The organism is Bacillus sp. JS, from assembly GCF_000259365.1.
Lineage (GTDB): Bacteria > Bacillota > Bacilli > Bacillales > Bacillaceae > Bacillus > Bacillus stercoris.
Window position 1 is genome coordinate 2,970,785 of record NC_017743.1, and the last position, 23,303, is coordinate 2,994,087.

A 23,303-nucleotide genomic window follows, 5' to 3' on the forward strand; every position below is an offset into this window, starting at 1 on the left:
TGAAAAAAGCTTGTTTCTTCCATTATATGTGAACACATGATCGGTAAGCTTGATGCATTGGATTCATTTTTCACCCAGTGACATTGACCTAGTTACCTATTTAGCATGTCAAAACCTTTCCGTTCATATGTTCATATTCTGTTCTTATTTTTAGTGTATACGAGGACAAGCCCTAATGACAAACAACAAACTGCGCTTGCTTGAATCAGAACATGTGTTGTGCTAGGGTTACTGTAGAATTCATTTTAAAAAAGGGGAATATCAGGCTTTCGCATAGCAAGCTGACGGCCTAAGGGGGATTTATATGGCTAGTTTTCAATCATTTGGGATACCAGAACAGCTGGAAATCATCAAAAAAGCGCTTGATCACGCGCGAGTCGGTGTGGTAATTACAGATCCCGCACTTGAAGATAATCCTATTGTCTACGTCAATCAAGGCTTTGTTCAAATCACCGGCTATGAGGCCGAGGAAATTTTAGGAAAGAACTGCCGCTTCTTACAGGGGAAACACACAAATCCCGCTGAAGTAGACAACATCAGAACCGCTTTACAAAATAAAGAGCCAGTCACCGTTCAGATCCAAAACTATAAAAAAGACGGAACGATGTTCTGGAATGAATTAAATATTGATCCAATGGAAATAGAGGACAAAACGTATTTTGTCGGAATTCAGAAAGATATCACCGAGCAAAAAGAGTATGAAAAACTTCTCGAGGATTCCCTCACAGAAATTACTGCACTTTCAACTCCTATTGTCCCGATTCGCAATGGCATTTCGGCTCTTCCGCTAGTCGGAAACCTGACAGAGGAGCGATTTAATTCCATCGTTTGCACATTGACGAATATCTTATCAACATCCAAAGATGATTATTTGATCATTGATTTATCTGGATTGGCCCAAGTGAACGAACAAACGGCCGACCAAATTTTTAAGCTGAGCCATTTGCTGAAATTGACCGGAACCGAATTAATCATTACCGGCATTAAGCCTGAATTGGCCATGAAAATGAATAAACTGGATGCCAATTTTTCGTCGCTGAAAACATATTCAAATGTAAAGGATGCCGTTAAAGTGCTTCCGATTATGTAAAAAGATCCCGCTCATCCGGCGGGATCTTTTATTTATGAAGAGATTGATGCCTGCTTTTTTGTTTCTTTAGCTGATTTTAGCCGTTTGTCATATAAAAGCGTTGTGGCAATACTGATCAGCAGCAATACCAACAGAGATAAAACAAGAGCCTTAATGCCGTAATGGTCGACAAGCACTCCTCCGAACAGAGGGCCAATCATTCTGCCGCCTGTCGCCGCACTGTTGACAAAGCCTTGATAAAAGCCTTCTTTCCCTTTAGGGGCAAGCTGATTGGCAATCGTCGGCACTGCAGGCCATACAAGCATTTCTCCGATCGTCAGGATCACCATCGCGGCCAGAAACATTGGAAATTGCTTTGCTGTCAGCAACATGCTGAAAGACACAATAAAAATGATAAAGCCGATGACCATTTGCGCTTTTAGCGACTCGGCCCATCTTTTCACCACAAAACCGACAAGCGGCTGGCCAAGCACAATGAGAATTCCGTTAACCGTCCAGAGCACACTGTATAAGGAAAGAGAGATTCCAATGCTTTGTGTGTACGAAGCAATTGTGGTGGACCACTGAGAATAAGCCAGCCATCCGAGTACATAACCTCCGCTTAAAATGATGAGCGCGGCAAATTTTGCTTTGCTGTTCACAGCATCATAATCAAGCACAGATGTTTGGGACGCATCTCCCGTCTGAATATTTCGAAATCCGAAATATACGATAAAGAAAAAGACCAGATACAATACGGCATTCGCCAAAAATACATATGAAAACGAGAAAGATGCAACGGCACCGCCAAGCGCTGAACCGACGGCCACACCTGCGTTTTGCGCGACGTATATCGCATTAAATGCCTTCCTTCCCCCTTCAGGCCATACCGATCCTGCCATTGCGTAGCTAGCCGGAAAAACAACACCGGAGCCAAAGCCCACAATCGTCAGCAGCACAATATAGGCTGGCCAATCATGAAAAAAGACAAGGCCCATCAGGCTTGCTAACGTAATCGCAATCCCAAGCATAATCGATTTAAAGCCGCCGATTTTATCAAACAAAAAACCGCCGCATAAATTTCCAGCTACACTGGCGCCGGAATTCAGCATCAGGACAAGTCCGGCTACTGTTAACGATTTTCCCAAATGGTTATGGATATAAATCGTATTCAGCGGCCATAAAAAAGAAGCACCCGTCACATTGATAAACATTCCAATAACTAATATTTTAAGAGCACGCGGCATACTCATCCCCCTTTCTTCCCTAAAAAAGCTCATGAAAAAAACGAAACCTAAAACGGCTCCGTATGAATCCAGTTATCATAGCACATTCATTCTATCTGTCTATCTCACATTTTTCAACTGATGAGCGTGAAAAAATCTAACAAATATGGTTCGAAAAATGTAAAATAAATAGAAAAAGGGGTAATAATATGGAAATGGTATTAGCATTCTTAGGTTTTCTTGCATGTCTCATTTCGCTTGGCTACGGATTGTATCACCTCGCCAGATATGTTTTAAAAAAAGAAAAACGTTTCTCTAAAAAACTTTTTTGGCCGCTTTTGATAGGGGGCCTGGTGCTGCTCTTCACCGGGGCAGGCTTGTCAGAACCTGATGCTGCCGCAGCAAATGCTGAGAAAAAATATTCAGCACTAAACGCCGAATATAAAAGTCTCACAAAAGAGCATGAGGAACTTGAAAAAGAATATAAATCTGTCAGCTCTGAAGCAAAGAAATTAAAGGACAATACAGATGATCAAGACAAGCTTGAGAAGCTTGAAAAAGAAAATCGCGAACTAAAAAAGACTCAGAAATCATTAAAAACTGAGTTGAAAGAGCTTCAAGAAAATCAAAAGCAGCTCAAAGAAGATACAAAAACGGTAAAGGCTGAAAATGAAACACTCCGACAAGATAAAACAAAGCTTGAAAAGCAATTAAAAGAGGCAAATAGCCAAACTGCCAGTTCTCATGAAGACGCTGGAGGTTCTTCAAGCAATACGAATAAAAGTGATGAAACCAAGACAGCTGACAAAGCAGAAGGCTGTCATATCAAAGGAAGCAAAAACGGCATCTACCACACGCCAGGCAGTACATACTATGACCGGACAACCGATCCGGCTGAAATGTTTTGCTCAGTTGAAGAGGCTGAAGCCGCCGGTTACCGGGCGCCAAAACGATAAACAAAAAGCTCCAGAATGTCTGGAGCTTTTTCTGTTTCACAACGACGATTTAATGACCTTCTTATAATAAAGAACTGACAGAAAACCAAAAATGGAATAGAGCGCAGTATATAATACCATCACCATAATCATAGGCGTCCACACCTCTGATCCAAATAAGAACCAGCCGGATTGGACGGCAAAGTAACTGTGGAAGAGGCCGACAACCAGCGGGATGCCGAAGTTGTACATCTGTTTAATGCGTATCCCCTTTATCAGGTCGCCTTGCGTAAAGCCGAGTTTTCTTAAAATTGTATAGCTCGGTTTTTCATCTTCACTTTCTCCCATTTGTTTAAAATAAAGGATACATCCTGATGTGATCAGGAACGTTAACCCTAAGAAGCCAACGATAAACATCACGATACCAAACAGTGATTTTTGCGCAATGCTTGTATCCAGTCTTGATAAATGCTCGTTTTTCTTGTTTACCTGTTGAAAAAGTTCATTCGCTTTTTCCATTTGATCCTTATGTTTCACATTGATGCCAATAAATCTTGATTGCGCCAGCTGAATGCGGGGGTCTTTATCCTTGTTCAGCTGTTGAAACAGGCTGTCATCCACAATGACAGCGGGCATGCCCCCGCTTGTAAACGTGTAGGACACAAGAAATTCTTCTCTTAATCCTTTATATTTTAATGGTTCCGTCTCATGCTTGCTTTTCACTTTAATAACACCAGAGTCCTTGAAGACCATTATTTTTTTCAGCAAGTCGGTGTATCCTGAGAAAACGGCTTCTCCAGACGCCACATCGACACCTTTTACATCTTTGTCGCTAACAACAGCAAGCTGCATGTTGCTAGGATCACCCTGCATCTCTTTCGGAGTTCCATCCATGATATTTGCAATGTCAACATTTACTTGCAGGACAGGGGTTACTTTTGTAACAAACGAGATGTTGCTTTCACTCAAACTGTTTTCAAATAACTTGGCATCTTTCTCGTTCATGAATGAAAAATCAGCCGCTACATTTTGTTCAGCGGTCTTTTCTGACGAGTAATACGAGATGTAAGCAAGAGATAACAGCCCGATCGCGAGCGCTGAAACGGTTGTAATAATCGTCAGCAGCAAAGCGTTCGATTTCATTCTGAACATGATCGATGACAGTGACAGGACCTCAGAAATATTTAAGTAGCCGCCCTTGCTTTTTCGAATGATGTTCGAGATAAATGTAACTGAACCTTTATAAAACAAAAACGTCCCGATAATGACGCTCCCCAGAATAAAGCTCATCGCACCAAACAGTTCATTAATGGTCTTGAATTTTCCGCCAAACAGCTCAGAAGACACATAGTATCCTGTCAAAATCAGCACGATGCCTAAAGCGCCGATTATCATTTGGAAAAATGATATTTTCTTCACTTTGTCTTCAGTGGAAGACGTTACTTTAAACAAAGATAATATACTCTGTTTTTTGATAAACATATAATTCATGATCATAATCAAAAGGTAAATGCCGCAGAACACAATGACCGTTTGGACCAAGGCCTGCTCAGAAAAATGCAGCTTCGCATCCGCTTTGACATCGACAATTTTGAACAGAATCATCAAGACCAGCTTCGATATCGAAAACCCGGCCGCGACCCCGATCGCTAATGAACCGAAATACAGCATGACATTTTCTGCGCTTAAGATGCGAAAAATTTTATGCTTTGTCATTCCAATTAATTGAAACAGCCCGATTTCTTTACTCCGTCTCTTAATAAAAATCGTATTGGCATATAAAATGAAGATCGCCACTACAGCCACAAGCAAAATCGAAGCGGTTTTAATAGCCGCGGCTCCCTTGATTGAACCCTTCACTTCGTTAATTGCTGGATCATACTGCAGCGTGACAAAAGCGAAATAAAGCGCCACACTAAAGATGAGCGCAAACACATACAGATAGTAATTCCGAAGATTCTTTTTCAAATTTCGCAGGATGAGCTGATTAATGTTCATGCTGCACCCCGCCTAACACGCCTTGCGTTTTCATAATATCCTGGAAAAACGTTTGCCTGTCCTGGCCCCCTTTATTCAGCTGTGTATACATTTGCCCGTCCTTAATAAAAATGACTCTGCCGCAGTAGCTGGCCGCGACAGGATCATGGGTGACCATAATAATCGTGGCGTGGCGTTTTTGGTTGAGCTGACTCAGCTTGTTTAATAAATCGGAGGCCGATTTCGAATCGAGCGCGCCGGTCGGTTCATCAGCGAAAATAATGCTCGGGTCATGAATAAACGCTCTTCCGGCAGATGTTCTCTGCTTCTGGCCGCCGGAAATTTCATTCGGGTACTTATCCCTTAATTCATATATTCCCAGTTCCTTTGCAACTTCCTCAAACTTACGATTGGCTTCCTTTTTTGACAGTTTCGTGATTGATAATGGCAGAAGGATATTTTCTTTCACTGTCAATGTGTCTAACAAATTGTAATCCTGAAAGATAAAGCCTAAATGCTGTTTTCTGAATTCAGCCAGCTGCTTTTCCTTCATAGCCGTCATGTCATTTCCATTAATATGAATGGTTCCGTGACTGACCTGATCGATTGAGGACAGTACATTAAGCAAAGTGGTTTTTCCCGACCCGGAAGCACCCATAATACTGACGAATTCGCCCTTTTCAATGTGAAGATCGATGCCCTTCAGCACTTCCTGTTTATTCAGCTTGTTTCCATAACTTTTTCGAATTTTATTCGCTTCTAAAATCATCATTTATGCAGTCTCCTTTATATTGGATAATCTCATTATAAAAAGGAATGCCGGGCTTTTCCTTCGATACGGCGAACAAAAAAGAAAAGCATGTGACATTTTCGTCACACGCTTATGACCCGTTCAAATTGATTCCGTTTCGGAAAGGTTAATGTAAAAACTGTCCCCGCACCGAGCTCCGACTCAACATCAACATGAATCAATAACGGCGCCGCTGCTTTTTTCACCAAGTACAGCCCCATGCCAGTGGACGCTTGATTATGGTGATCTGTTGTGGATGTAAACCCTTTATCAAAAATACGCGGTACATCCTTTGGGTCAATGCCCCTGCCACAGTCTTTCACTTGGAGCTGCGTCTGTTCCCCTTTTTGAAAGCTTTTGATCTCAATTTCAGAGGCTTCGCTATATTTCACCGCATTTGTCAGCAGCTGCCTGATGATAAACGCCAGCCATTTTGCATCACTCAGCACTTCTTCAGCCTCAAGCTGTATGTCAAAACCGACCCCTTTTTGGATACACCACGATTGTAAATCTTTGATTTCCTTGAAAATCAAAGGCTGAAGCTGAATAAATTCTACAGACAGATCGTTTTCAATAAATGAAATGCGTTTTTGATGAAGCTGTTGATCAAGAAGCAGGTGAATACGCAACCATTCATATGACAGCTGGGATTTCAAAGCTTTTTCTTCCATTCTGTCAATGATTAAATGCATTGCTGTTAATGGGGTTTTGACCTCATGAATCCATGCCATCAGTTCATCTTTTTCATTTTCCAATGCTAAGCGATGCTGTGTTGCAGTCTGCTTCAAGTGTTTCGTTTGCCCGGTAATGCTTCTGTCAACGATTGCTTCAAATGGCGTTTCCGGTTCATTTATGGCAGTCACATCGAGATTGTTTTCCCATGTTTTCAGGCTTTTATAAAACGCGGTTTCTTTCCGATAGCGGAACCAAAGGAATATAACAAAAAACAAGATGCACAAATACACCATATAAAGCACATTTCCAAATGATATGAAAGGATCAACAAAAGCTACGACCAGCATTAAAGCCTGCTGAAACAAAAACGCTGCAATCCAGCTTCGTCTTTCAGTTAGGAATGCTTTAATCATAGAACTGATCCTCTTCCTTCGCGATGTAGCCCTGGCCCACCTTTGTCTCGATATATACGCCAAGCTGTAGGGCGTCCAGTTTTTTTCGCAGGCGATTGACATTGACGGTCAGCGTATTATCACTTACAAAACGCTCATCGTTCCACAAGCTTCTGATCAGCTCTTCCCGGCTGACGATCTTGTTTTTTTGCTCTATTAATTGTTTTAGAATGAACATTTCATTTTTGGTCAGTTCAACAGATCCTTTGTCATTGCTGACGAGATTCTGCTCCGCGTCTACAGCAGCGCCGCACCACGTTTTAATCGCGCCCGGCTCCGTATTATAATGGTGCACACGCCGGAACATCGCTTGGATTTTCGCGATCAGCACATCAAAATGAAACGGCTTTTGAATAAAGTCATCGGCCCCGAGCTGCATGGACATCACCATATCTGCAGGATGATCCCTGGAGGATAAAAAGAGAATCGGAACATTTGACCGGGAGCGGATCAGCCGGCACCAATGAAAGCCGTCAAATTTAGGCAGCTGTACATCAATAATGACACAATCAGGATTAACCGCCGCAAATTCCTGCAGCACCTGACTGAAATCCTGAATGCCGTATACATCATAGGACCATCCCGTTAAACGATCCTTGATCTCCTGAAACAGCGATTCATCATCTTCAATCAGCAAAAGTTTAAACAATCGACTCACCGCACTTTTTCCTTTTTTATCAAGTGTATAGCAAAACGCCATCATGCGCTATAGAGAAAGCCGGCTGTCTCAGCCGGCTCGTTTGCATTATAATTCTCTTCTCAACGCTGTCAGCACGTTGGTTTTGGTTGCTTTTCTAGCCGGATTCATTCCGGAAATGACTGCGACCCCTCCGCAAATCACAACGGCAATGATCACAAGGCTCGCCGGTATGTAGGAGAATGTGTAATTCAAATCGCCCGCATCGCTTCCGCTTGTCGCCGCGAGAATCATCGGAACGGCCAGGTTGACAAGGTAGCTCACGCCGTAGGAAATGATAATTCCAATCACACAGCCTAAAATCCCGATATATGCGCTTTCCATCAGGAACATTCGGCGAATGATAGACGGGCTCGCCCCAATCGCTTTCATAATGCCAATCTCCTGCGTTCTCTCTGTCACCGCCATCGTCATCGTGTTAAAAATGCCGATCGCTGAAATAATAACTGCGATACATCCGACAAAGATCAGTCCGATTTTGAAGACCATGAAGAAGGTGTTGGCTCCCTCAAGTTCGGTAGTCACTGATGTGACATAGTATCCGTCATCTGTTAGATCCTTTGTCAGCTGTTCCACGTTCTCAAATTTATCAGCAAAAACGCCAATGTTAGTTTCAACGTTCCCGCCTTTAAAATCTAAGAATTCCGAAAAATCCTTTTTGAATTGATCACTGATGAAAATGTTTGAGTCCTCCATCCAGTCTTGAGATGGTTTTTTTGTAATACCGACAATTTTAAAGTCACATGTTTTTGTTTTTGTAACATCGCCTGTTTTAGGATCTGTCTTCGCTACACTTAGTTCAATCGTCTTGTTCAGAATGTCTTTCGTATAGCCTTTTGGTTCTTTTATATCTTCTGGATTGCCTTTTGCCTCTTCGATTTTTTTGTTATATTCTTCCGATTCTTTTTTCGTCAATAATCTCTTTGCGAAGTCGTATCCTACTACGATTTCATTTTCCGACTTTGCGACTCTTCCCTTTTCCAATTCCATATTGGCCTTTAATTCATCATTCATATTAGTAAAAATGAGATTTGAGCTTTCATTTGTGCGATTGCCTAAAGTAGCTTTGTTTGGTTCATACACTTGCGTTCTTTCGACAACTGACCTTACGTGATCGTACTTCTCTAAATCAGCTTTTTTAATCGGCTTGTCTCCTTCCTTGCCCATTACACTGACTTTCGTTACAATCTGCTGGCTCATTGTCATATCTGTAATCGTCTTTTGAATCCCAAATCCAACCGACGACAGCACAACCAAAAACGCACACGCCATTGTTGTCGCAAGTATCGTCATAAAGACGCGAAGCCTGTTTTTCTTCATATTTCTTCTGATAAAATGAACCTGATCCTTAAACCTCAACGGTAATTCCCCCTTTTAGCACACCATCATGGAGCTGAAATTTTGAATGTCCGATAGAAGCGACTTCATCATCGTGAGTAATGATCACAAATGTAATGCCACGCTCGCGATTCAGCTGCTGGATCAATTCCAGCACTTCATGTTCCGTTTCCGAATCAAGGCTTCCCGTCGGCTCATCCGCTAAGATAATCGAAGGATTTAAAATCAACGCTCGAGCAATACTGACACGCTGCTGCTGGCCGCCTGACAGTTCATTCGGATAATGAGCGGCGTGATTTTCCAGACCGACGCGTTTCAGCATGTCCTGCACCTTTTGCTTCCGCTCAGAGGGCTTGATTCCTTTTAATGCCAACGGCATTTCAACATTCTCATACGTCGTTAAACCCGGGATGAGCTGAAAGCTTTGGAAAATAAACCCGAAATGGTCAAGTCGAAATTGCGCCCATTCCTTTTCATTAAACCCCGTAACATCAGTGCCATTAATGACAATCCGCCCTTTTGTCGGCGATATGTAGCCGGAAATCAAATTCAAAAGCGTTGATTTCCCTGATCCGCTTCGCCCGACAATGCAGGCGATTTCCCCTTTCGCCACGCTCAATGAAACATCCTTCAATACTGGAACTTCATTCTCACGGCCCTTTTTTCCGATCGTGAAAGAATGGTCGATATGCTGAACATCTATCATATGTTCTCTCTCCCTTACAAAAGTTTTGTTTTTTTATAAATCGCAAAATAACTAATCAAGAAACCGATTACCGCGCCGGCAGCCATGCCAATGAGATAGCCTGTAAAGCTCTCGCTGGCAGAAAATCCAAAGTACCCAAAGCCCATGATTCCTATGATAATAACGATGATCTGCACCGGACGGTCAAGCGGCTTCCATAAGAAGAAGTACCCGTTTCTTTCATTAGATAGTTTGACAAAACTAATATAGCCGATGATGTAGAAGATAATAGTCATGATAGCCGGAATCACTAAATAATATGGTGAATTCTCAACCCATTTCGCGTCTACATAGATTATCGGAATGAAATACTGCACCCATTTGGGTACTGGACCATGGATAAAATCTATTGATCCGCCAAAAAGGATCTCAAGGTTGATCGCAGGCAGGCTGATGAGTAAAAATGGCGAAATGGCCACGGTAAATGAGACCAAAAGCTGTGCAAAAATATTGCCTGTCAGAGCTCCACCCGCCATAACAAGCGAATAAGCCAGCATGCTGACAATGATCATTCCAAGGCTGTAATTGTGAAAATAAACGGCCTGATCTGGCTTCAAAAGCATGATCAGCAAAACAGACAAAACGTAACCTATGAGCTGCGGCACCACAATCACCATTCCGCCGGTAAGGAACTTCGCATGAAATATCTGCCCTCGTGTATAAGGAAGGCTTAATGTAAAATCAAAGAAGCTCTTGCTACGTTCAATCCCAAGCTGGCTGACCGCCAAAACGACTCCCCAAATCCAAAAAAATGAGATAAATGTGCCGTTTAAATAGTTAATCGAAAATACGCAGGTTCCGACCCACTCGTCCTGATGAGTGACACAGCCTTGATATGAGATGTACGTATTTAAAACGGTAAAAAGATTGCTAAGCATTAATACTAAAATAATTATGGCCAACAGAGCTTTATTTTGCTTCCACTCTTTATAAAACAGCCCGAAATCCGGCACACCACTTCCCTCCAAATCGAAAGCATTTCTTAATTTTTCGTTTTCTTATAAATAGAGAAGTAGCTCACAAAGAATCCAACTACGGCTCCAATGATCATTCCCAAAATGTAACCAATGATGGACTGTCCGGCAGAATGTCCAAATAAACCAAATCCAAGAATACCAAAAACGATAATCAGCATTTGTACAGGACGGTCTAATCTGTTCCACAGGAAAAAGTATCCGTTACGTTCACTTGGATGCTTTTTGAAGCTTATATAGCCAATCAAGTAAAACAGCATGCTCATTACAGCTGGAATGAATAAAATATATTTACTGTCAGACAGCCATCCATTTGCAACGTAACCAATAGGCACTAGATATGATAAATTACTCGTTAGAGAAAAATAAGCCTCAGGGGAAGGGGATAGTTTCCATATACTCACGCCAAAAACAACTTCAAAGTTCCCTGCCGGCAAAGCAACAATTAAATACGGCAATACCGCAGCAGCAAATCCCGTTAATAACTGGGCAAAAACATTCCCCGTTAATGCCCCAGCGGCCATCAACAAACAGTAAGCCATAAAACTAATTACGATAACTCCAACGCTGCTGTGCTCAAAAAAGTAGACGTGTTCAGGGTTATAGACAAGAATCAGCAGCCATGCGAGCAAAAAGCCAATCAATTGTGACAGCACAATCACAAAACTGCCTAACCAAAATTTCGTCTGAAAAATTTGGCTTCTGTTATACGGGAGACTTAATATAAAATCCATCGCGCCTTTCGAACGTTCCATTCCCATGAAGCAGACCGCCAAAATGACACCCGGCACCCAATTGATATCTATCAGATTGCTTACTCTATAATTGACAATAAAATCACAATATTGCGGGTCTTGATGAGCCAGACATCCTTGATAAGACAAATACGTATTCACAATAGAGAGCGGATTTGCCAACACTAAAAACACGATACTTAACAAAATCACCACTTGATTCTGCTTCCACTCTCGATAGAGGAGACCTCGGTCTACCATCTCCGCTTCCCTCCAAACTTCGCAATGAACACTTCTTCTAAGTTGACAGGAAGCTCATTCCATACTTTTGGCTTCAGCTCTCTCAAAAAGCTCTTTTTCTCCTCATCGCTTTTCGGGATCAGCACCGTGTAAAACACACCGGCCTGATCGAGCATCGGAATGTTTTTCTCTCTGATGGCCAAATTGACATCTGTATCAAACGCCATTTGAATTTTGATGTATTCTTCTTTTAATTCATCAAGATCCATTACATTTGTCAGCCTGTTATCTTCGAGAAAACCAATTCGGTTGCACATCCGCTCTATGTCCTCAAGCCGGTGGGAAGTGATCAGGATGCTCGTATCACGCTCTGCCACTTCATCGACCATCAGCTGCAGCACATCATGCCTTGTCACCGCGTCTATTCCGTCCGTCGGCTCATCCAGAAGAATTAGCGCCGGTCTCGCCGCAAACGACAGAACGAGCGATAGCTGTTTTTTTAAGCCCGTCGACAGTTCGCGATATTTTTTCGTTTCCGGAATTTCGTATCTGTTCATCAGCTCATTCGCGTACGTGACATCAAATTTCGGATAGATTCTTCTCAAAATATCGACTAACTGCTTGTATGTATACTTATCGTAAAACGGATTTTGAACAGGCATGTAGATGATATTTTGTTTGACCTTCGGATGCTTTTTGATTTCTACGCCGTCAAATAAAATTGTCCCGCTGTCTGCGAAAATGATTTGCTGGATTAAGCGGAGCATCGTCGTTTTTCCTGATCCATTGCGTCCAAGCAATCCGAAGATTTCTCCTTTTTCGATTGTTAATGAAACATCTTTTAACACTTGATTGCCGTCAATCGTTTTTGACAGCTGCCGCAGTTCAATCATTTTTCTTTGCCTCCCTTCACATCAGCGCTGATTTCCTTTATCCATTCTTGCAGTTTTTCCAGCTCAACCCCTGCATAGTGTGCATCGATGATGAGCTGTTTGAGTTGCTCTTTAATCATCGTCATCTTCCCTTCAACCAGTGTCGTTTTTGCATTCTCCGATATATAGGTTCCTCTGCCCCGCAGCGTTTCAATAATCCCCTCTCGTTCAAGCTCTTTGTACGCTTTGCTGACAGTGTTCGGATTCGCAATAATGATCGTCGCCAATTCTCTGACAGAAGGAAGCTTATCACCAGGCTTCATGATCCCTTTCAAACAAAGCTCTTTCATTTGCTGAATAATTTGTTCGTAAATGGGTGTTGAGCTTCTTGGATCGATTTGAATCATTTACTTCCCTACTTTCTATACGATCTGAACCTTTTACAGATAAAAATGGTCAATGATACTTTTTTGCCATTCAAAACCGATCATCACGAGAACAAGAAAAAAAGAACAAGCGATCACAGATGCCGCAATCAGCATCGGCACGTTACGTTTGTTTCGTTTTTTATGTTTCATAACTGCCTCCCTTAATTTCAATATATAAATGGTGTTATATCAGTGTCTATAGTGTATTACTTCAATTAGTACACTTAATACAATAAATACTTTGGCACTTAAAGTCAATCCTTTTTTTACAAAAAAACGGACCCTTATGAAAAGGGTCCGTTTCCTACACATCAAGAGGGTGCTGCAGGATCATATTATTTTGCAAAGCTTGAAGCTGAAGCCTCATTCTGTACAGCTGTTCTCTCTGCTGATCATTTGACGACAGCCATAGCTTATTCAAGGCATTTACCGCATCTTCAAGCTGCATTTGCGCATCACTATATTCTTGATCATTATAATGCTCTTGTTTAGAAGCGATTTTCAGCTGTTCTTCAGCATAATCATACGCCTGCATACATTGCTGGAGATGTTCATCTACTGATTGTCTTGTTGCCACAGTAACCCCTCCTCTTGGTAATGGAAGTCATCCATCATTCTTATTGTAGCCTCATCTGACTTTGTTCAATAAAGTAATTTATGGTCGATATTCATTTGTTCTCTTGTGAAATGCGTGCTACAATTTTAGGATGCAATCGTACGCAAGGAGGCACATGAATTGTAATGCAGAACAATCCTTTTCCTTATTCAAATACGGAAAAACGCTATCATACATTGAATTATCATCTTAGAGATCATTTCGGCCATAAGGTGTTTAAAGTGGCGCTTGACGGCGGCTTTGACTGTCCAAACCGAGACGGCACCGTTGCCCACGGAGGCTGTACTTTTTGCAGCGCCGCAGGCTCAGGTGATTTCGCCGGGAACCGGGCCGATGATTTAATTACGCAATTCCATGACATCAAAAACCGCATGCACGAAAAATGGAAGGACGGCAAATACATCGCTTATTTTCAGGCTTTCACAAACACTCACGCCCCGGTTGAGGTGCTTCGTGAGAAATTCGAATCTGTCCTCGCCTTAGATGATGTGGTCGGCATTTCGATCGCCACACGCCCGGACTGTCTGCCTGATGATGTCGTGGACTACTTGGCAGAGCTGAATGAACGCACGTATTTGTGGGTGGAGCTTGGGCTTCAAACGGTTCATGAACGGACTGCACTTCTGATCAACCGCGCACATGATTTTAACTGCTATGTGGAAGGCGTCAATAAATTAAGAAAACACGGCATACGTGTCTGCTCGCATATTATCAACGGACTGCCTTTGGAAGACCGGGACATGATGATGGAAACGGCAAGGGCTGTTGCAGATTTGGACGTCCAGGGAATTAAAATCCATCTGCTTCACCTACTGAAAGGCACGCCGATGGTCAAGCAATATGAAAAGGGAAAGCTGGAATTCCTTTCTCAAGATGATTATGTGCAGCTCGTCTGCGATCAGCTTGAGATCATTCCGCCGGAAATGATCGTCCACCGCATTACAGGTGACGGACCGATTGAGTTGATGATCGGGCCAATGTGGAGCGTCAACAAATGGGAAGTGCTTGGCGCCATTAATAAAGAGCTGGAAAATCGAGGCAGCTATCAAGGAAAGTTCTTTCAGCGGCTTGAGGAGGAATCAGCGCTATGACTTTGAAGAAAATTCTTCCTTACAGCAAAGAACTGCTGAAAATGGCCGCGGGAGAAGGAGATATCGTTGTAGATGCAACGATGGGCAACGGACATGATACACAGTTTTTAGCGGAGCTTGTCGGTCAAAACGGCCACGTATACGCTTTTGACATTCAAGAATCAGCCGTGGCCAATACACAGGAACGGCTCGGTGAGACTTATCAAGCGCGAACAACATTATTTCACAAAAGCCATGACAAAATCGCTGAATCCCTTCCGCCTGAAACACATGGCAAAGTGGCGGCCGCGGTATTTAACCTCGGTTATTTGCCGGGCGGGGACAAATCAATTACAACAAACGGCAGTTCTACGATCAAAGCAATTGAACAGCTTCTCAGCATCATGAAAGACGAAGGCCTGATCGTTCTCGTCGTCTATCACGGCCACCCGGAAGGCAAAGCGGAAAAAAATGATGTGCTTGAGTTTTGCCGGGACTTGGACCAGCAAACAGCCCGTGTATTAACATACGGATTTATCAATCAGCAAAATGACCCGCCATTTATTGTCGCCATCGAAAAAAAAGCTCAGATCAGCAAATGATTTGAGCTTTTTTCTTTGAGTTTTTCATCCAGGACATTTTTTGAAATTTCCGGTAGGCTCTGCCGTTGATATAAAAGAAAAAGGAAGTTTTTCCGCTGGCTTTGATCAGCTTCCTTGCGAGCCGGCCCATTTCCTTTTGGCCTGCCACTTTATCATCCGACAAATAAACGCCAAGCAAGCCTCGATTGATTAAACGATGGAAGTTTTCATGCGGAATGCCTTGTAAATGCTCGTCGGCTTTATGGATAAAGTGTTCAAGCCGATTCATCATCTCTTCATGAGACTGATAATACGAGCAGAAATTCAAGTCTCCTTCCAGCAAGTCCTCCTCTTGATCAATCAAATAATCAAGCAGAATATGAAGACCCTGTATGTAAGGAAAATAACTGTCGCGGATTTTTTTAGCGGTGCTTTCTGTGAAATCAGGCTGGAACGAATACGCAACTAGACAGAAAATGCCTAACGTTGAACCTGCACAGGCTGAAAATTCATACCACTCCATCTCAGGGAGCTCTGATTCATATTGAGTAAACCACTTTTCAAGCCGCGGAACACGTTCATGCTCAATGACATGCTTATGCACCTGCAAATCGCAATAATAGCCGCACAGTTCAAGCAGATAAGGTTTAATCATGTCATAGTGCTCAATGGAGCCGAGAACACGCTGGCACGTTTTGACCAGTTCATGCAAATATCCGCTGTCATCCTGTTCTTCTCTGAATTGATAATAGTTTTGCAGTTCAGCCCCTACTGTCAGTGCGTCCTGCATTGAGGCATGAAGCATCCGAAAATCCTGCGGGTCAAGTGAGGTGCTGCGGTCACACAGATTGTCCAAATAATCACTAATCGTTTGATACGCGATGATAAACTCGACACATTTCTGTTTTTGGCTGCCTGACAATAAAGCCAGTATTCCGCCGCCTTCACAGTGAAACGTTTTGTCCCGAATACTTGCGGTTGCCTGCGCTTTTAACTCACTGTTATGAATCGATTCTGATTTTTGCTTCCATATGTCCAGCTCTTGATGAACGAGCGGAAAAATATCTCGATATACCTTTGCCATCAATCCAAAAGGATGTTCCGGTACTGTCAACACATGCACCCCCAACTAGTTCAAATATATTGATCAGTAAACGCTCTTGCTGCTTTAAAGACATCTTCTCTTTCGGGTTCATTAAAGATCTCATGGTAAAGCCCTTCCCACTCTCTGTACGCTTTATTATGAGAAGCAACGCCATTAAACCACTTGATGACCATCGTTTTATCAACAAGCTTGTCATCACCGGCCTGCATCACAAGAAGCGGCACTTTCAAAAATGCATCTGTCGGCACCATCGCTGACTCAATTGTCTTTAAAAGCTCTCTGTACCATCTGACAGAAACTTTCCTGACGTATAACGAATCATTTTGGTCAGCCTCGATGACGTCCTCATTGCGCGTCGCCATATCAATTGATAATCCCGAATCAACCTTAAGCGACGGAGCGATAACATTCAGGCCTCTTGATGCAAGGTCAAGCGCTTTATTGACTTTAATTTGCAGTCCGAGACACGGTGATGATAAAATAATTCCCGTAATGCGGGGATTTCTTTGTTGTTTAAACCATTCAATCGCGACCAGACCGCCCATGCTGTGACCTAAAAGAAAAACCGGCAGATCAAAGGTTCGCGCTTTATCTATCCAAGCATCTACTTCATCAATGTATTCTTGAAAAGAGCGAATATGCCCTCTTGCCCTTGTCGTTGTTCCCTGTCCAGGCAAATCGCCCATGACAACGTGATAACCCGAAGATCGCCACATTTCAATCAGCCATTTATATCGTCCATGATATTCACTTGCCCCGTGAATGATTACAACCACTGCAACAGGTCTGTCTGCTTTCCAGGTCCACATGCTCTTCACCTCATACGAAATTTAAATAGAGAAAGAAGGATGAATCTTATGATCTACCCTTATAAGGAACACATGCCAGATATCCACCCAACAGCCTTTATAGCTGACAATGCAACAATTACCGGTGATGTTGTGATCGGAGAACAGTCCAGCGTTTGGTTTTCTGTTGTCATAAGGGGAGATGTTGCGCCGACCAGAATCGGAAACAGAGTCAATATCCAAGATTTGAGCTGCCTCCACCAAAGCCCGAACAAGACGCTGCTCATTGAAGATGACGCCACGATAGGCCATCAGGTTACACTTCACAGCGCTGTCATCCGCAAGAACGCCTTAATCGGCATGGGCTCAATCATTTTAGACGGAGCCGAAATTGGCGAAGGCGCCTTTATTGGTGCCGGCAGTCTGGTCCCGCCCAGAAAAATTATTCCGCCTGGCCATCTCGCCTTCGGCCGCCCTGCAAAAGTCATCCGCCCTTTGACGGAAGAAGATCGAAAAGATATGCAAAGAATACGGTCAGAATATGTAGAAAAGGGCCAATATTATAAATCACTTCAACAAACATAAGACCTGCTTCGTCTTACTTTACCATTTTTCAAATTATTTTTGAAAGCAATAACCATCGTTAACCCGGACGTCATGACGGTTCGGGTTTCAATTTTTCCATAAAACGTTCACATGTCGCATTAAACATATAAACGTATGACTTTTATCTTATCACAAAACTGTAAACAGCCTCTGCAAAAACACATACCTATTCTTTCCTGTTCTCTATTTTCTATGAGCACACAAAAAGAGCTCACTGGGAGCTCTTTTTGTCAGCTGATATTTCGTTCACTGTCATTAGCCGCATTTTTTTTATGAAAACCTTTTCCATAGTACACGGCAAGCAAGATGAGAAACCATATCGGCCCGATAATCACGGCTACTCTTGTATCAGGGCTGTAAGCCATAAGAATGACGACGAATGCCAGAAATGCCAATGACACATAAGACGTAAACGGAAAGAAAGGCATTTTATACTTTAAGTGTTTCTTTTCTTCGGGCTTCAAACTTTTCCTGTATTTGATTTGAGAAAGCAAAATGATTGCCCACGTCCAAATCGCTCCGAACGTCGCAATACTTGTAACCCAAGTAAATACCTTCGCAGGGACAACGTAGTTTAACAGCACTCCGACTAATAAAGCGCCCGCTGAAGCCAGAACAGCTTTACCCGGGATGCCGCCTTTCGTCAGCTGACCGTATGCTTGTGGCGCCTCTTTCTGTTCCGCCAAGTTAAACAGCATCCGCCCTGTGCTGAAAATACCGCTGTTGCATGAAGACAGCGCGGCCGTCAACACGACAAAGTTAATGATGCCTGCGGCTGATGGAATGCCCACTTTTTGAAATGTGAGAACAAATGGGCTTCCCTGGGAGCCAATTTCCTGCCACGGATAAATAGACATAATGACAAATAAAGCGCCTACATAAAAAATCAAAATCCGCCAAAATACTGTATCGATTGCTTTGGCTAATGATTTTTGCGGGTTTTTCACTTCGCCAGCCGTCACCCCGATCATTTCAATCCCTAAATAGGCGAACATCACCATTTGAAGTGACAATAAAACCCCTTTTATTCCATGAGGGAAAAATCCTCCGTTATTCCATAAATTGCTGATTCCGGTTGCAATGCCCCCATTGCCGACTCCTGCAATAATCATCAATAAACCGACAGCAATCATAGATAGGATCGCGACAATTTTAATCAATGCGAACCAAAATTCCAGCTCGCCGTAAGCTTTGACAGCCAGGAAATTAACACCCGTCATAATGATCAGCGCCGATAATGCCCAAATCCAGTTTGGCACATCAGGAAACCAGAACCCCATATAGATGCCGACAGCAGTAATTTCAGCCATACAGGTGACAACCCATAAAAACCAGTAGTTCCACCCTGTTAAATAGCCTGCAAGCGGTCCCAAATAATCACGCGCATACCTGCTGAAGGAACCGGCAACCGGTTTTTGAATGGCCATTTCCCCAAGCGCTCTCATAATAAAAAACATGACCAGGCCGCTTGCGGCATATGCTACCAAAATACCTGGCCCTGCTAACTGAATAGCTGATGCGGAGCCGAGGAACAACCCCACTCCTATGGCAGCTCCTAAAGACATTAAAGAAATATGCCTTTCTTCGAGTCCGCGGTGCAGCTCTTGTTTTTGTTTTTGCATGCTTTCTTCTCCCCTAGAAAAAAATATCATTAAATCATTTTTCTGAATATTTCGTGTGGATTGGATAAATCAATGATGATGGAGAAATAAAAGGATAATAACAAGGCTTTCGACTAATCGAAAGCCTTGTTGTCTGTTACACAAAGATGACTTCTTTAGGCTGATGGCTCAGCTCTTCAGGCATATACCGTTTTTCAATATTAATGCTGTGCCAGATCATAAAGATCAGTACAGTCCAGATTTTACGGCTGTTATCAGCCTTGTCCGCACAATGGTCTTCAAGAAGCTGAAGGACATAATCCTTATGGATATATGCATCCGTTTGGCTTTCTTGAATAATATTTCGCACCCATTCGTTCATTTCGTTTTTCAGCCAATGACGGATCGGTACAGGGAAACCAAGCTTTTTGCGGTTTAATACGTGCTCAGGCACAATTCCTTCAGCGGCCTTGCGAAGAAGATACTTCGTCGTGCCGTTTTTCGTTTTCAGCTCATCAGGAATTTTTGAAGCGACGTCAAATACGACTTTATCCAAGAACGGCACACGCAGTTCCAAAGAATTCGCCATCGTCATTTTATCCGCTTTTAACAAAATGTCGCCGCGCATCCAAGTGTGGATATCGACATACTGCATTTTGTTGATATCGCTGTACGAGCTGCTTTCTGTAAAGTAAGTCTTCGTCACATCGCGATATGAAAGGTTCGGATTATAATGCTTCAACAGCTGCTTTTTGACAGACTCTTCAAAGATTTTCGCGTTACCGATATAACGATCTTGAAGCGGAGTACAGCCGCGCTCAAGAAGGCTCTTTCCTCTCATCCCTTCAGGCATAACGGCAGCAACGTGTAGAAGCATTTTTTTCAGGCCGGACGGAATGCGTTCAAATGGTTTGAGCGAAAGCGGTTCACGGTAAATGTTATATCCACCAAAGAGCTCATCCGCTCCTTCACCTGATAAAGCAACCGTTACATGTTTTTTCGCTTCTTTTGCAACAAAGTACAACGGAATCGCTGCCGGATCAGCAAGCGGGTCATCAAAATGCCATACGATCTTCGGAAGCTCATTCATGTATTCCTCAGGCGAAATGACTTTGCTGATATTTTCAATGCCCAGCGCCGCTGCAGTTTCTTTCGCTACATCGACTTCACTGAAGCCCTGCTGTTCAAAGCCGACTGAGAATGTTTTTAAGCTTGGATGAAATTCCTTCGCAACAGACACAATAAAGGAAGAATCAATTCCGCCAGACAGGAATGAACCGACAGGAACGTCACTTCTCATATGAACGTTTACAGAGTCATAGATCGCGTCTCTGACTTCTTTCACAAGCTTGTCTTCTTCAGTCTGAACCGGCTTGAAGTTCGCTTTGAAATACGTTTTGAATGTGATATCGCCGTCCGGGCGGATTGTGAACTGTGAACCCGGCTCTACTTTTTTCACATGGGCATCAAGCGTGTTTGGTTCAGGAACAAATTGGAAAGACATGTACTGCTGCAATGCCTCTTTGTCTATTTCAATATCATTCTGAGCAACCATTAAACTTTTTCTCTCTGAGGCAAAATAAACCTGATCATTGATCGTTGTGTAGTACAACGGTTTAATGCCGAATGGATCTCTTGCTCCATAAAGCACATGATCGTTTTTATTCCAAATCAGAAAGGCAAACATACCGCGCAATTTGGACGCCGCTTCTTCTTTATAATGACGGTAAGTCGCAAGAAGAACCTCTGTGTCCGAATCCGTGTTGAATGTGTACCCCTTTGCTTCAAGCTCTTCTCTCAGTTCAATATAGTTATAGATTTCCCCGTTAAAGATAATCCAATATGTTTCATCTTCATATGATAAAGGCTGTCCGCCATTTTCTACATCAATAATGCTGAGACGTCTGAATCCGAATCCGACGTGCTCATCATGGAAATATCCATCACTGTCAGGACCGCGGTGAACGATCATTTGGTTCATTTGTTTGATTAGTTCTTCTTGATCAGCGGTTTGAGCTAACGGATGCTTGTTAAAAACCCCGACAAATCCACACATAGTATTGCCTCCATAATTAAAATTGTCATCATTGAACCCCTATTTATAGACGCTGTGAATAGTATTTGGTTTCACAGTTATGTAAAAAAATAAACATGAATACAACGATAAAAAAGGAAAGCCGCTTAACCAGTAAGCGGCTATAAAATTATTCTCCTAACGCTTCTTTACGCAGCTGCTCCGCTTTGTCTGTACGCTCCCATGGAAGGTCAACATCGTGACGTCCAAAGTGGCCGTACGCAGCAGTTTGTTTGTAGATCGGACGGCGTAAATCAAGCATTTTGATAATGCCGGCAGGTCGTAAATCAAAGTTATTGCGGACAACTTCAATCAGTTTTTCCTCAGAAGCTTTTCCGGAACCGAATGTGTTGATTGAGATTGACACAGGCTGTGCAACACCAATCGCGTAAGCAAGCTGCACTTCGCAAGAATCAGCAAGCTCAGCCGCAACGATGTTTTTCGCAACGTATCTTGCTGCATAAGCCGCAGAACGGTCTACCTTCGTCGCATCCTTTCCTGAGAACGCGCCTCCGCCGTGGCGTGCATAACCGCCGTACGTATCAACGATGATTTTGCGTCCTGTAAGTCCCGCATCCCCTTGAGGGCCTCCGATTACGAAACGTCCTGTTGGGTTGATGAAATATTTTGTTTCTTCATCAATCAACTCTTTAGGAACAACCGGATTGATGACATGTTCTTTAATGTTGCGCTGAATTTGCTCAAGTGTAATTTCAGGGTGGTGCTGAGTTGAAATAACAATCGCGTCAATGCGGACAGGCTTGTTATTTTCATCGTACTCAACCGTTACCTGTGTTTTGCCGTCAGGGCGAAGGTACGGAAGAATATCTTCTTTACGGACTTCACTTAGGCGGCGGGCTAATTTATGAGCAAGTGAAATTGGAAGAGGCATAAGCTCTTTCGTTTCGTTGCACGCATAACCGAACATTAAACCTTGGTCACCAGCACCGATCGCTTCAATTTCTTCTTCGCTCATTGTGCCTTCACGAGCTTCAAGCGCTTGGTCTACACCCATTGCGATATCAGCAGACTGCTCATCAATTGATGTTAAAACCGCACAAGTTTCCGCATCAAATCCGTATTTCGCACGTGTGTATCCGATTTCTTTAATGGTTTGGCGCACTGTTTTCGGAATGTCAACATACGTAGATGTTGTGATCTCTCCGCTGACAAGAACCAAACCAGTTGTCACAGATGTTTCACAAGCAACACGCGCGTTAGGGTCTTTCTTTAAAATTTCATCTAAAATGCTGTCAGAAATCTGGTCACAGATTTTATCTGGATGCCCCTCCGTAACAGATTCTGATGTAAATAAACGACGATTTTTACTCATGATTTGCTTCCTCCTGCACAAGGTCTCCCGATAGACCTTGCATATATGATACGGAACTCGCTCCCTCTTATACAATGTAACGTTATATTAGAGAATGTTAATTGGCATATTTATGAAATAAAAAAACCTTTTCCATCGAGGAAAGGGTTTGGTCTTTGTGCCTTTCACTCTTATCGCTCAAGGAATCATACAACCTTGCAACAGGTTAGCACCTTGGTTGTCTCACTCAGTTCAACATAATAAATAACAGAGAAACCGGTTGCTGGGCTTCATAGGGCCTGTCCCTCCGCCAGCTCGGGATAAGAGTATCCGCTCAATGAAATATCTTATCGTAAAAGGGTTTGCAATGTCAATATGATTCAGAAGAAATAGGCACC

Annotated in this window: 23 protein-coding genes and 1 riboswitch; of the genes, 5 read left to right on the top strand and 18 right to left on the bottom strand. The window is 42.9% G+C overall.

All coding sequences use genetic code 11. From position 1 onward, the window contains the following. The first annotated feature begins 304 nt into the window (after positions 1 to 304). Entirely contained in the window at positions 305 to 1,090 is a 786-nt protein-coding gene (locus tag MY9_RS15060) for a blue-light photoreceptor (RefSeq protein WP_014665061.1), read from the top strand. A gap of 32 nt (positions 1,091 to 1,122) precedes the next feature. Here the strand turns inward: MY9_RS15060 and MY9_RS15065 are convergent, their stop codons facing one another. After that, on the bottom strand, positions 1,123 to 2,316 hold the full coding sequence (locus MY9_RS15065; RefSeq protein WP_014665062.1) for an MDR family MFS transporter: 1,194 nt from the start codon (positions 2,314 to 2,316) through the stop codon (positions 1,123 to 1,125). A gap of 188 nt (positions 2,317 to 2,504) precedes the next feature. On the opposite strand from MY9_RS15065, the gene MY9_RS15070 reads away from it, so the two are divergent. Further along, positions 2,505 to 3,251 (top strand): LMBR1 domain-containing protein, encoded by a 747-nt coding sequence (locus tag MY9_RS15070; protein ID WP_014665063.1) that lies wholly within the window; start codon positions 2,505 to 2,507, stop codon positions 3,249 to 3,251. Positions 3,252 to 3,287: 36 nt separating this feature from the next. Here the strand turns inward: MY9_RS15070 and bceB are convergent, their stop codons facing one another. From bceB to MY9_RS15130, 12 genes are all read right to left on the bottom strand, one after another. Further along, complete coding sequence (gene bceB / locus MY9_RS15075; RefSeq protein ID WP_014665064.1) at positions 3,288 to 5,228, bottom strand: bacitracin ABC transporter permease BceB; 1,941 nt, start codon at positions 5,226 to 5,228, stop codon at positions 3,288 to 3,290. Beyond that, positions 5,218 to 5,979 (bottom strand): bacitracin ABC transporter ATP-binding protein BceA, encoded by a 762-nt coding sequence (gene bceA / locus MY9_RS15080; protein WP_014665065.1) that lies wholly within the window; start codon positions 5,977 to 5,979, stop codon positions 5,218 to 5,220. Before bceA ends, bceB begins: the two co-directional genes overlap by 11 nt. A gap of 101 nt (positions 5,980 to 6,080) precedes the next feature. Further along, positions 6,081 to 7,085, bottom strand: a complete 1,005-nt coding sequence (gene bceS / locus MY9_RS15085; protein WP_014665066.1) for a two-component sensor histidine kinase BceS — start codon at positions 7,083 to 7,085, stop codon at positions 6,081 to 6,083. Next, entirely contained in the window at positions 7,078 to 7,773 is a 696-nt protein-coding gene (gene bceR / locus MY9_RS15090) for a two-component response regulator BceR (RefSeq protein WP_040082064.1), read from the bottom strand. Before bceR ends, bceS begins: the two co-directional genes overlap by 8 nt. Positions 7,774 to 7,869: 96 nt before the next feature. Then, positions 7,870 to 9,180: an ABC transporter permease YtrF gene (gene ytrF / locus MY9_RS15095; RefSeq protein ID WP_041521406.1), complete on the bottom strand. Its 1,311-nt coding sequence runs from the start codon at positions 9,178 to 9,180 to the stop codon at positions 7,870 to 7,872. Further along, positions 9,170 to 9,865, bottom strand: a complete 696-nt coding sequence (gene ytrE, locus MY9_RS15100; RefSeq protein ID WP_003229129.1) for an ABC transporter ATP-binding protein YtrE — start codon at positions 9,863 to 9,865, stop codon at positions 9,170 to 9,172. Before ytrE ends, ytrF begins: the two co-directional genes overlap by 11 nt. Positions 9,866 to 9,879: 14 nt before the next feature. Beyond that, the gene (gene ytrD, locus MY9_RS15105) at positions 9,880 to 10,857 is read right to left on the bottom strand and encodes an ABC transporter permease YtrD (protein ID WP_041521407.1); all 978 of its coding nucleotides are present in this window, start codon (positions 10,855 to 10,857) and stop codon (positions 9,880 to 9,882) included. Positions 10,858 to 10,886: 29 nt separating this feature from the next. Next, positions 10,887 to 11,873, bottom strand: coding sequence for an ABC transporter permease YtrC (gene ytrC / locus MY9_RS15110; RefSeq protein WP_014665070.1), 987 nt, complete (start codon positions 11,871 to 11,873; stop codon positions 10,887 to 10,889). Then, the gene (ytrB, locus tag MY9_RS15115; RefSeq protein WP_014665071.1) at positions 11,867 to 12,745 is read right to left on the bottom strand and encodes an ABC transporter ATP-binding protein YtrB; all 879 of its coding nucleotides are present in this window, start codon (positions 12,743 to 12,745) and stop codon (positions 11,867 to 11,869) included. The genes ytrC and ytrB overlap by 7 nt, the downstream gene beginning before the upstream one ends. Next, complete coding sequence (gene ytrA / locus MY9_RS15120; protein ID WP_014665072.1) at positions 12,742 to 13,131, bottom strand: GntR family transcriptional regulator YtrA; 390 nt, start codon at positions 13,129 to 13,131, stop codon at positions 12,742 to 12,744. Before ytrA ends, ytrB begins: the two co-directional genes overlap by 4 nt. A 33-nt stretch (positions 13,132 to 13,164) precedes the next feature. Further along, entirely contained in the window at positions 13,165 to 13,302 is a 138-nt protein-coding gene (locus tag MY9_RS21650; RefSeq protein ID WP_003229119.1) for a hypothetical protein, read from the bottom strand. Between the two features lie 154 nt (positions 13,303 to 13,456). Further along, positions 13,457 to 13,729, bottom strand: coding sequence for a YtzC family protein (locus MY9_RS15130; RefSeq protein WP_014665073.1), 273 nt, complete (start codon positions 13,727 to 13,729; stop codon positions 13,457 to 13,459). A 164-nt stretch (positions 13,730 to 13,893) separates the two neighbouring features. Here MY9_RS15130 and MY9_RS15135 point away from each other — a divergent pair, with 164 nt between their 5' ends. Both MY9_RS15135 and MY9_RS15140 read left to right on the top strand, forming a co-directional pair. Beyond that, positions 13,894 to 14,859: a TIGR01212 family radical SAM protein gene (locus MY9_RS15135; protein ID WP_014665074.1), complete on the top strand. Its 966-nt coding sequence runs from the start codon at positions 13,894 to 13,896 to the stop codon at positions 14,857 to 14,859. Further along, positions 14,856 to 15,440, top strand: a complete 585-nt coding sequence (locus tag MY9_RS15140; RefSeq protein ID WP_014665075.1) for a tRNA (mnm(5)s(2)U34)-methyltransferase — start codon at positions 14,856 to 14,858, stop codon at positions 15,438 to 15,440. The genes MY9_RS15135 and MY9_RS15140 overlap by 4 nt, the downstream gene beginning before the upstream one ends. On the opposite strand, the gene tbcS is transcribed toward MY9_RS15140, so the two are convergent. Both tbcS and ytpA read right to left on the bottom strand, forming a co-directional pair. Beyond that, on the bottom strand, positions 15,430 to 16,533 hold the full coding sequence (gene tbcS, locus MY9_RS15145) for a tetraprenyl-beta-curcumene synthase (RefSeq protein ID WP_040082058.1): 1,104 nt from the start codon (positions 16,531 to 16,533) through the stop codon (positions 15,430 to 15,432). The two genes, MY9_RS15140 and tbcS, sit on opposite strands and share 11 nt — an antisense overlap. A gap of 20 nt (positions 16,534 to 16,553) precedes the next feature. Next, complete coding sequence (ytpA, locus tag MY9_RS15150) at positions 16,554 to 17,333, bottom strand: phospholipase YtpA (protein WP_014665077.1); 780 nt, start codon at positions 17,331 to 17,333, stop codon at positions 16,554 to 16,556. Positions 17,334 to 17,381: 48 nt separating this feature from the next. Here ytpA and MY9_RS15155 point away from each other — a divergent pair, with 48 nt between their 5' ends. After that, positions 17,382 to 17,897, top strand: coding sequence for a gamma carbonic anhydrase (locus MY9_RS15155; protein WP_041521408.1), 516 nt, complete (start codon positions 17,382 to 17,384; stop codon positions 17,895 to 17,897). Between the two features lie 251 nt (positions 17,898 to 18,148). On the opposite strand, the gene alaP is transcribed toward MY9_RS15155, so the two are convergent. From alaP to metK, 3 genes are all read right to left on the bottom strand, one after another. After that, the gene (gene alaP / locus MY9_RS15160; protein ID WP_014665079.1) at positions 18,149 to 19,540 is read right to left on the bottom strand and encodes an alanine permease AlaP; all 1,392 of its coding nucleotides are present in this window, start codon (positions 19,538 to 19,540) and stop codon (positions 18,149 to 18,151) included. Positions 19,541 to 19,676: 136 nt separating this feature from the next. Continuing rightward, a complete protein-coding gene (gene asnB / locus MY9_RS15165; protein ID WP_014665080.1) occupies positions 19,677 to 21,575 on the bottom strand; it encodes an asparagine synthase (glutamine-hydrolyzing) in 1,899 nt (632 codons plus the stop codon). Between the two features lie 148 nt (positions 21,576 to 21,723). Continuing rightward, a complete protein-coding gene (gene metK / locus MY9_RS15170) occupies positions 21,724 to 22,926 on the bottom strand; it encodes a methionine adenosyltransferase (protein ID WP_014665081.1) in 1,203 nt (400 codons plus the stop codon). A gap of 167 nt (positions 22,927 to 23,093) precedes the next feature. After that, positions 23,094 to 23,232: riboswitch (SAM riboswitch) on the bottom strand. Positions 23,233 to 23,303 lie beyond the last annotated feature (71 nt).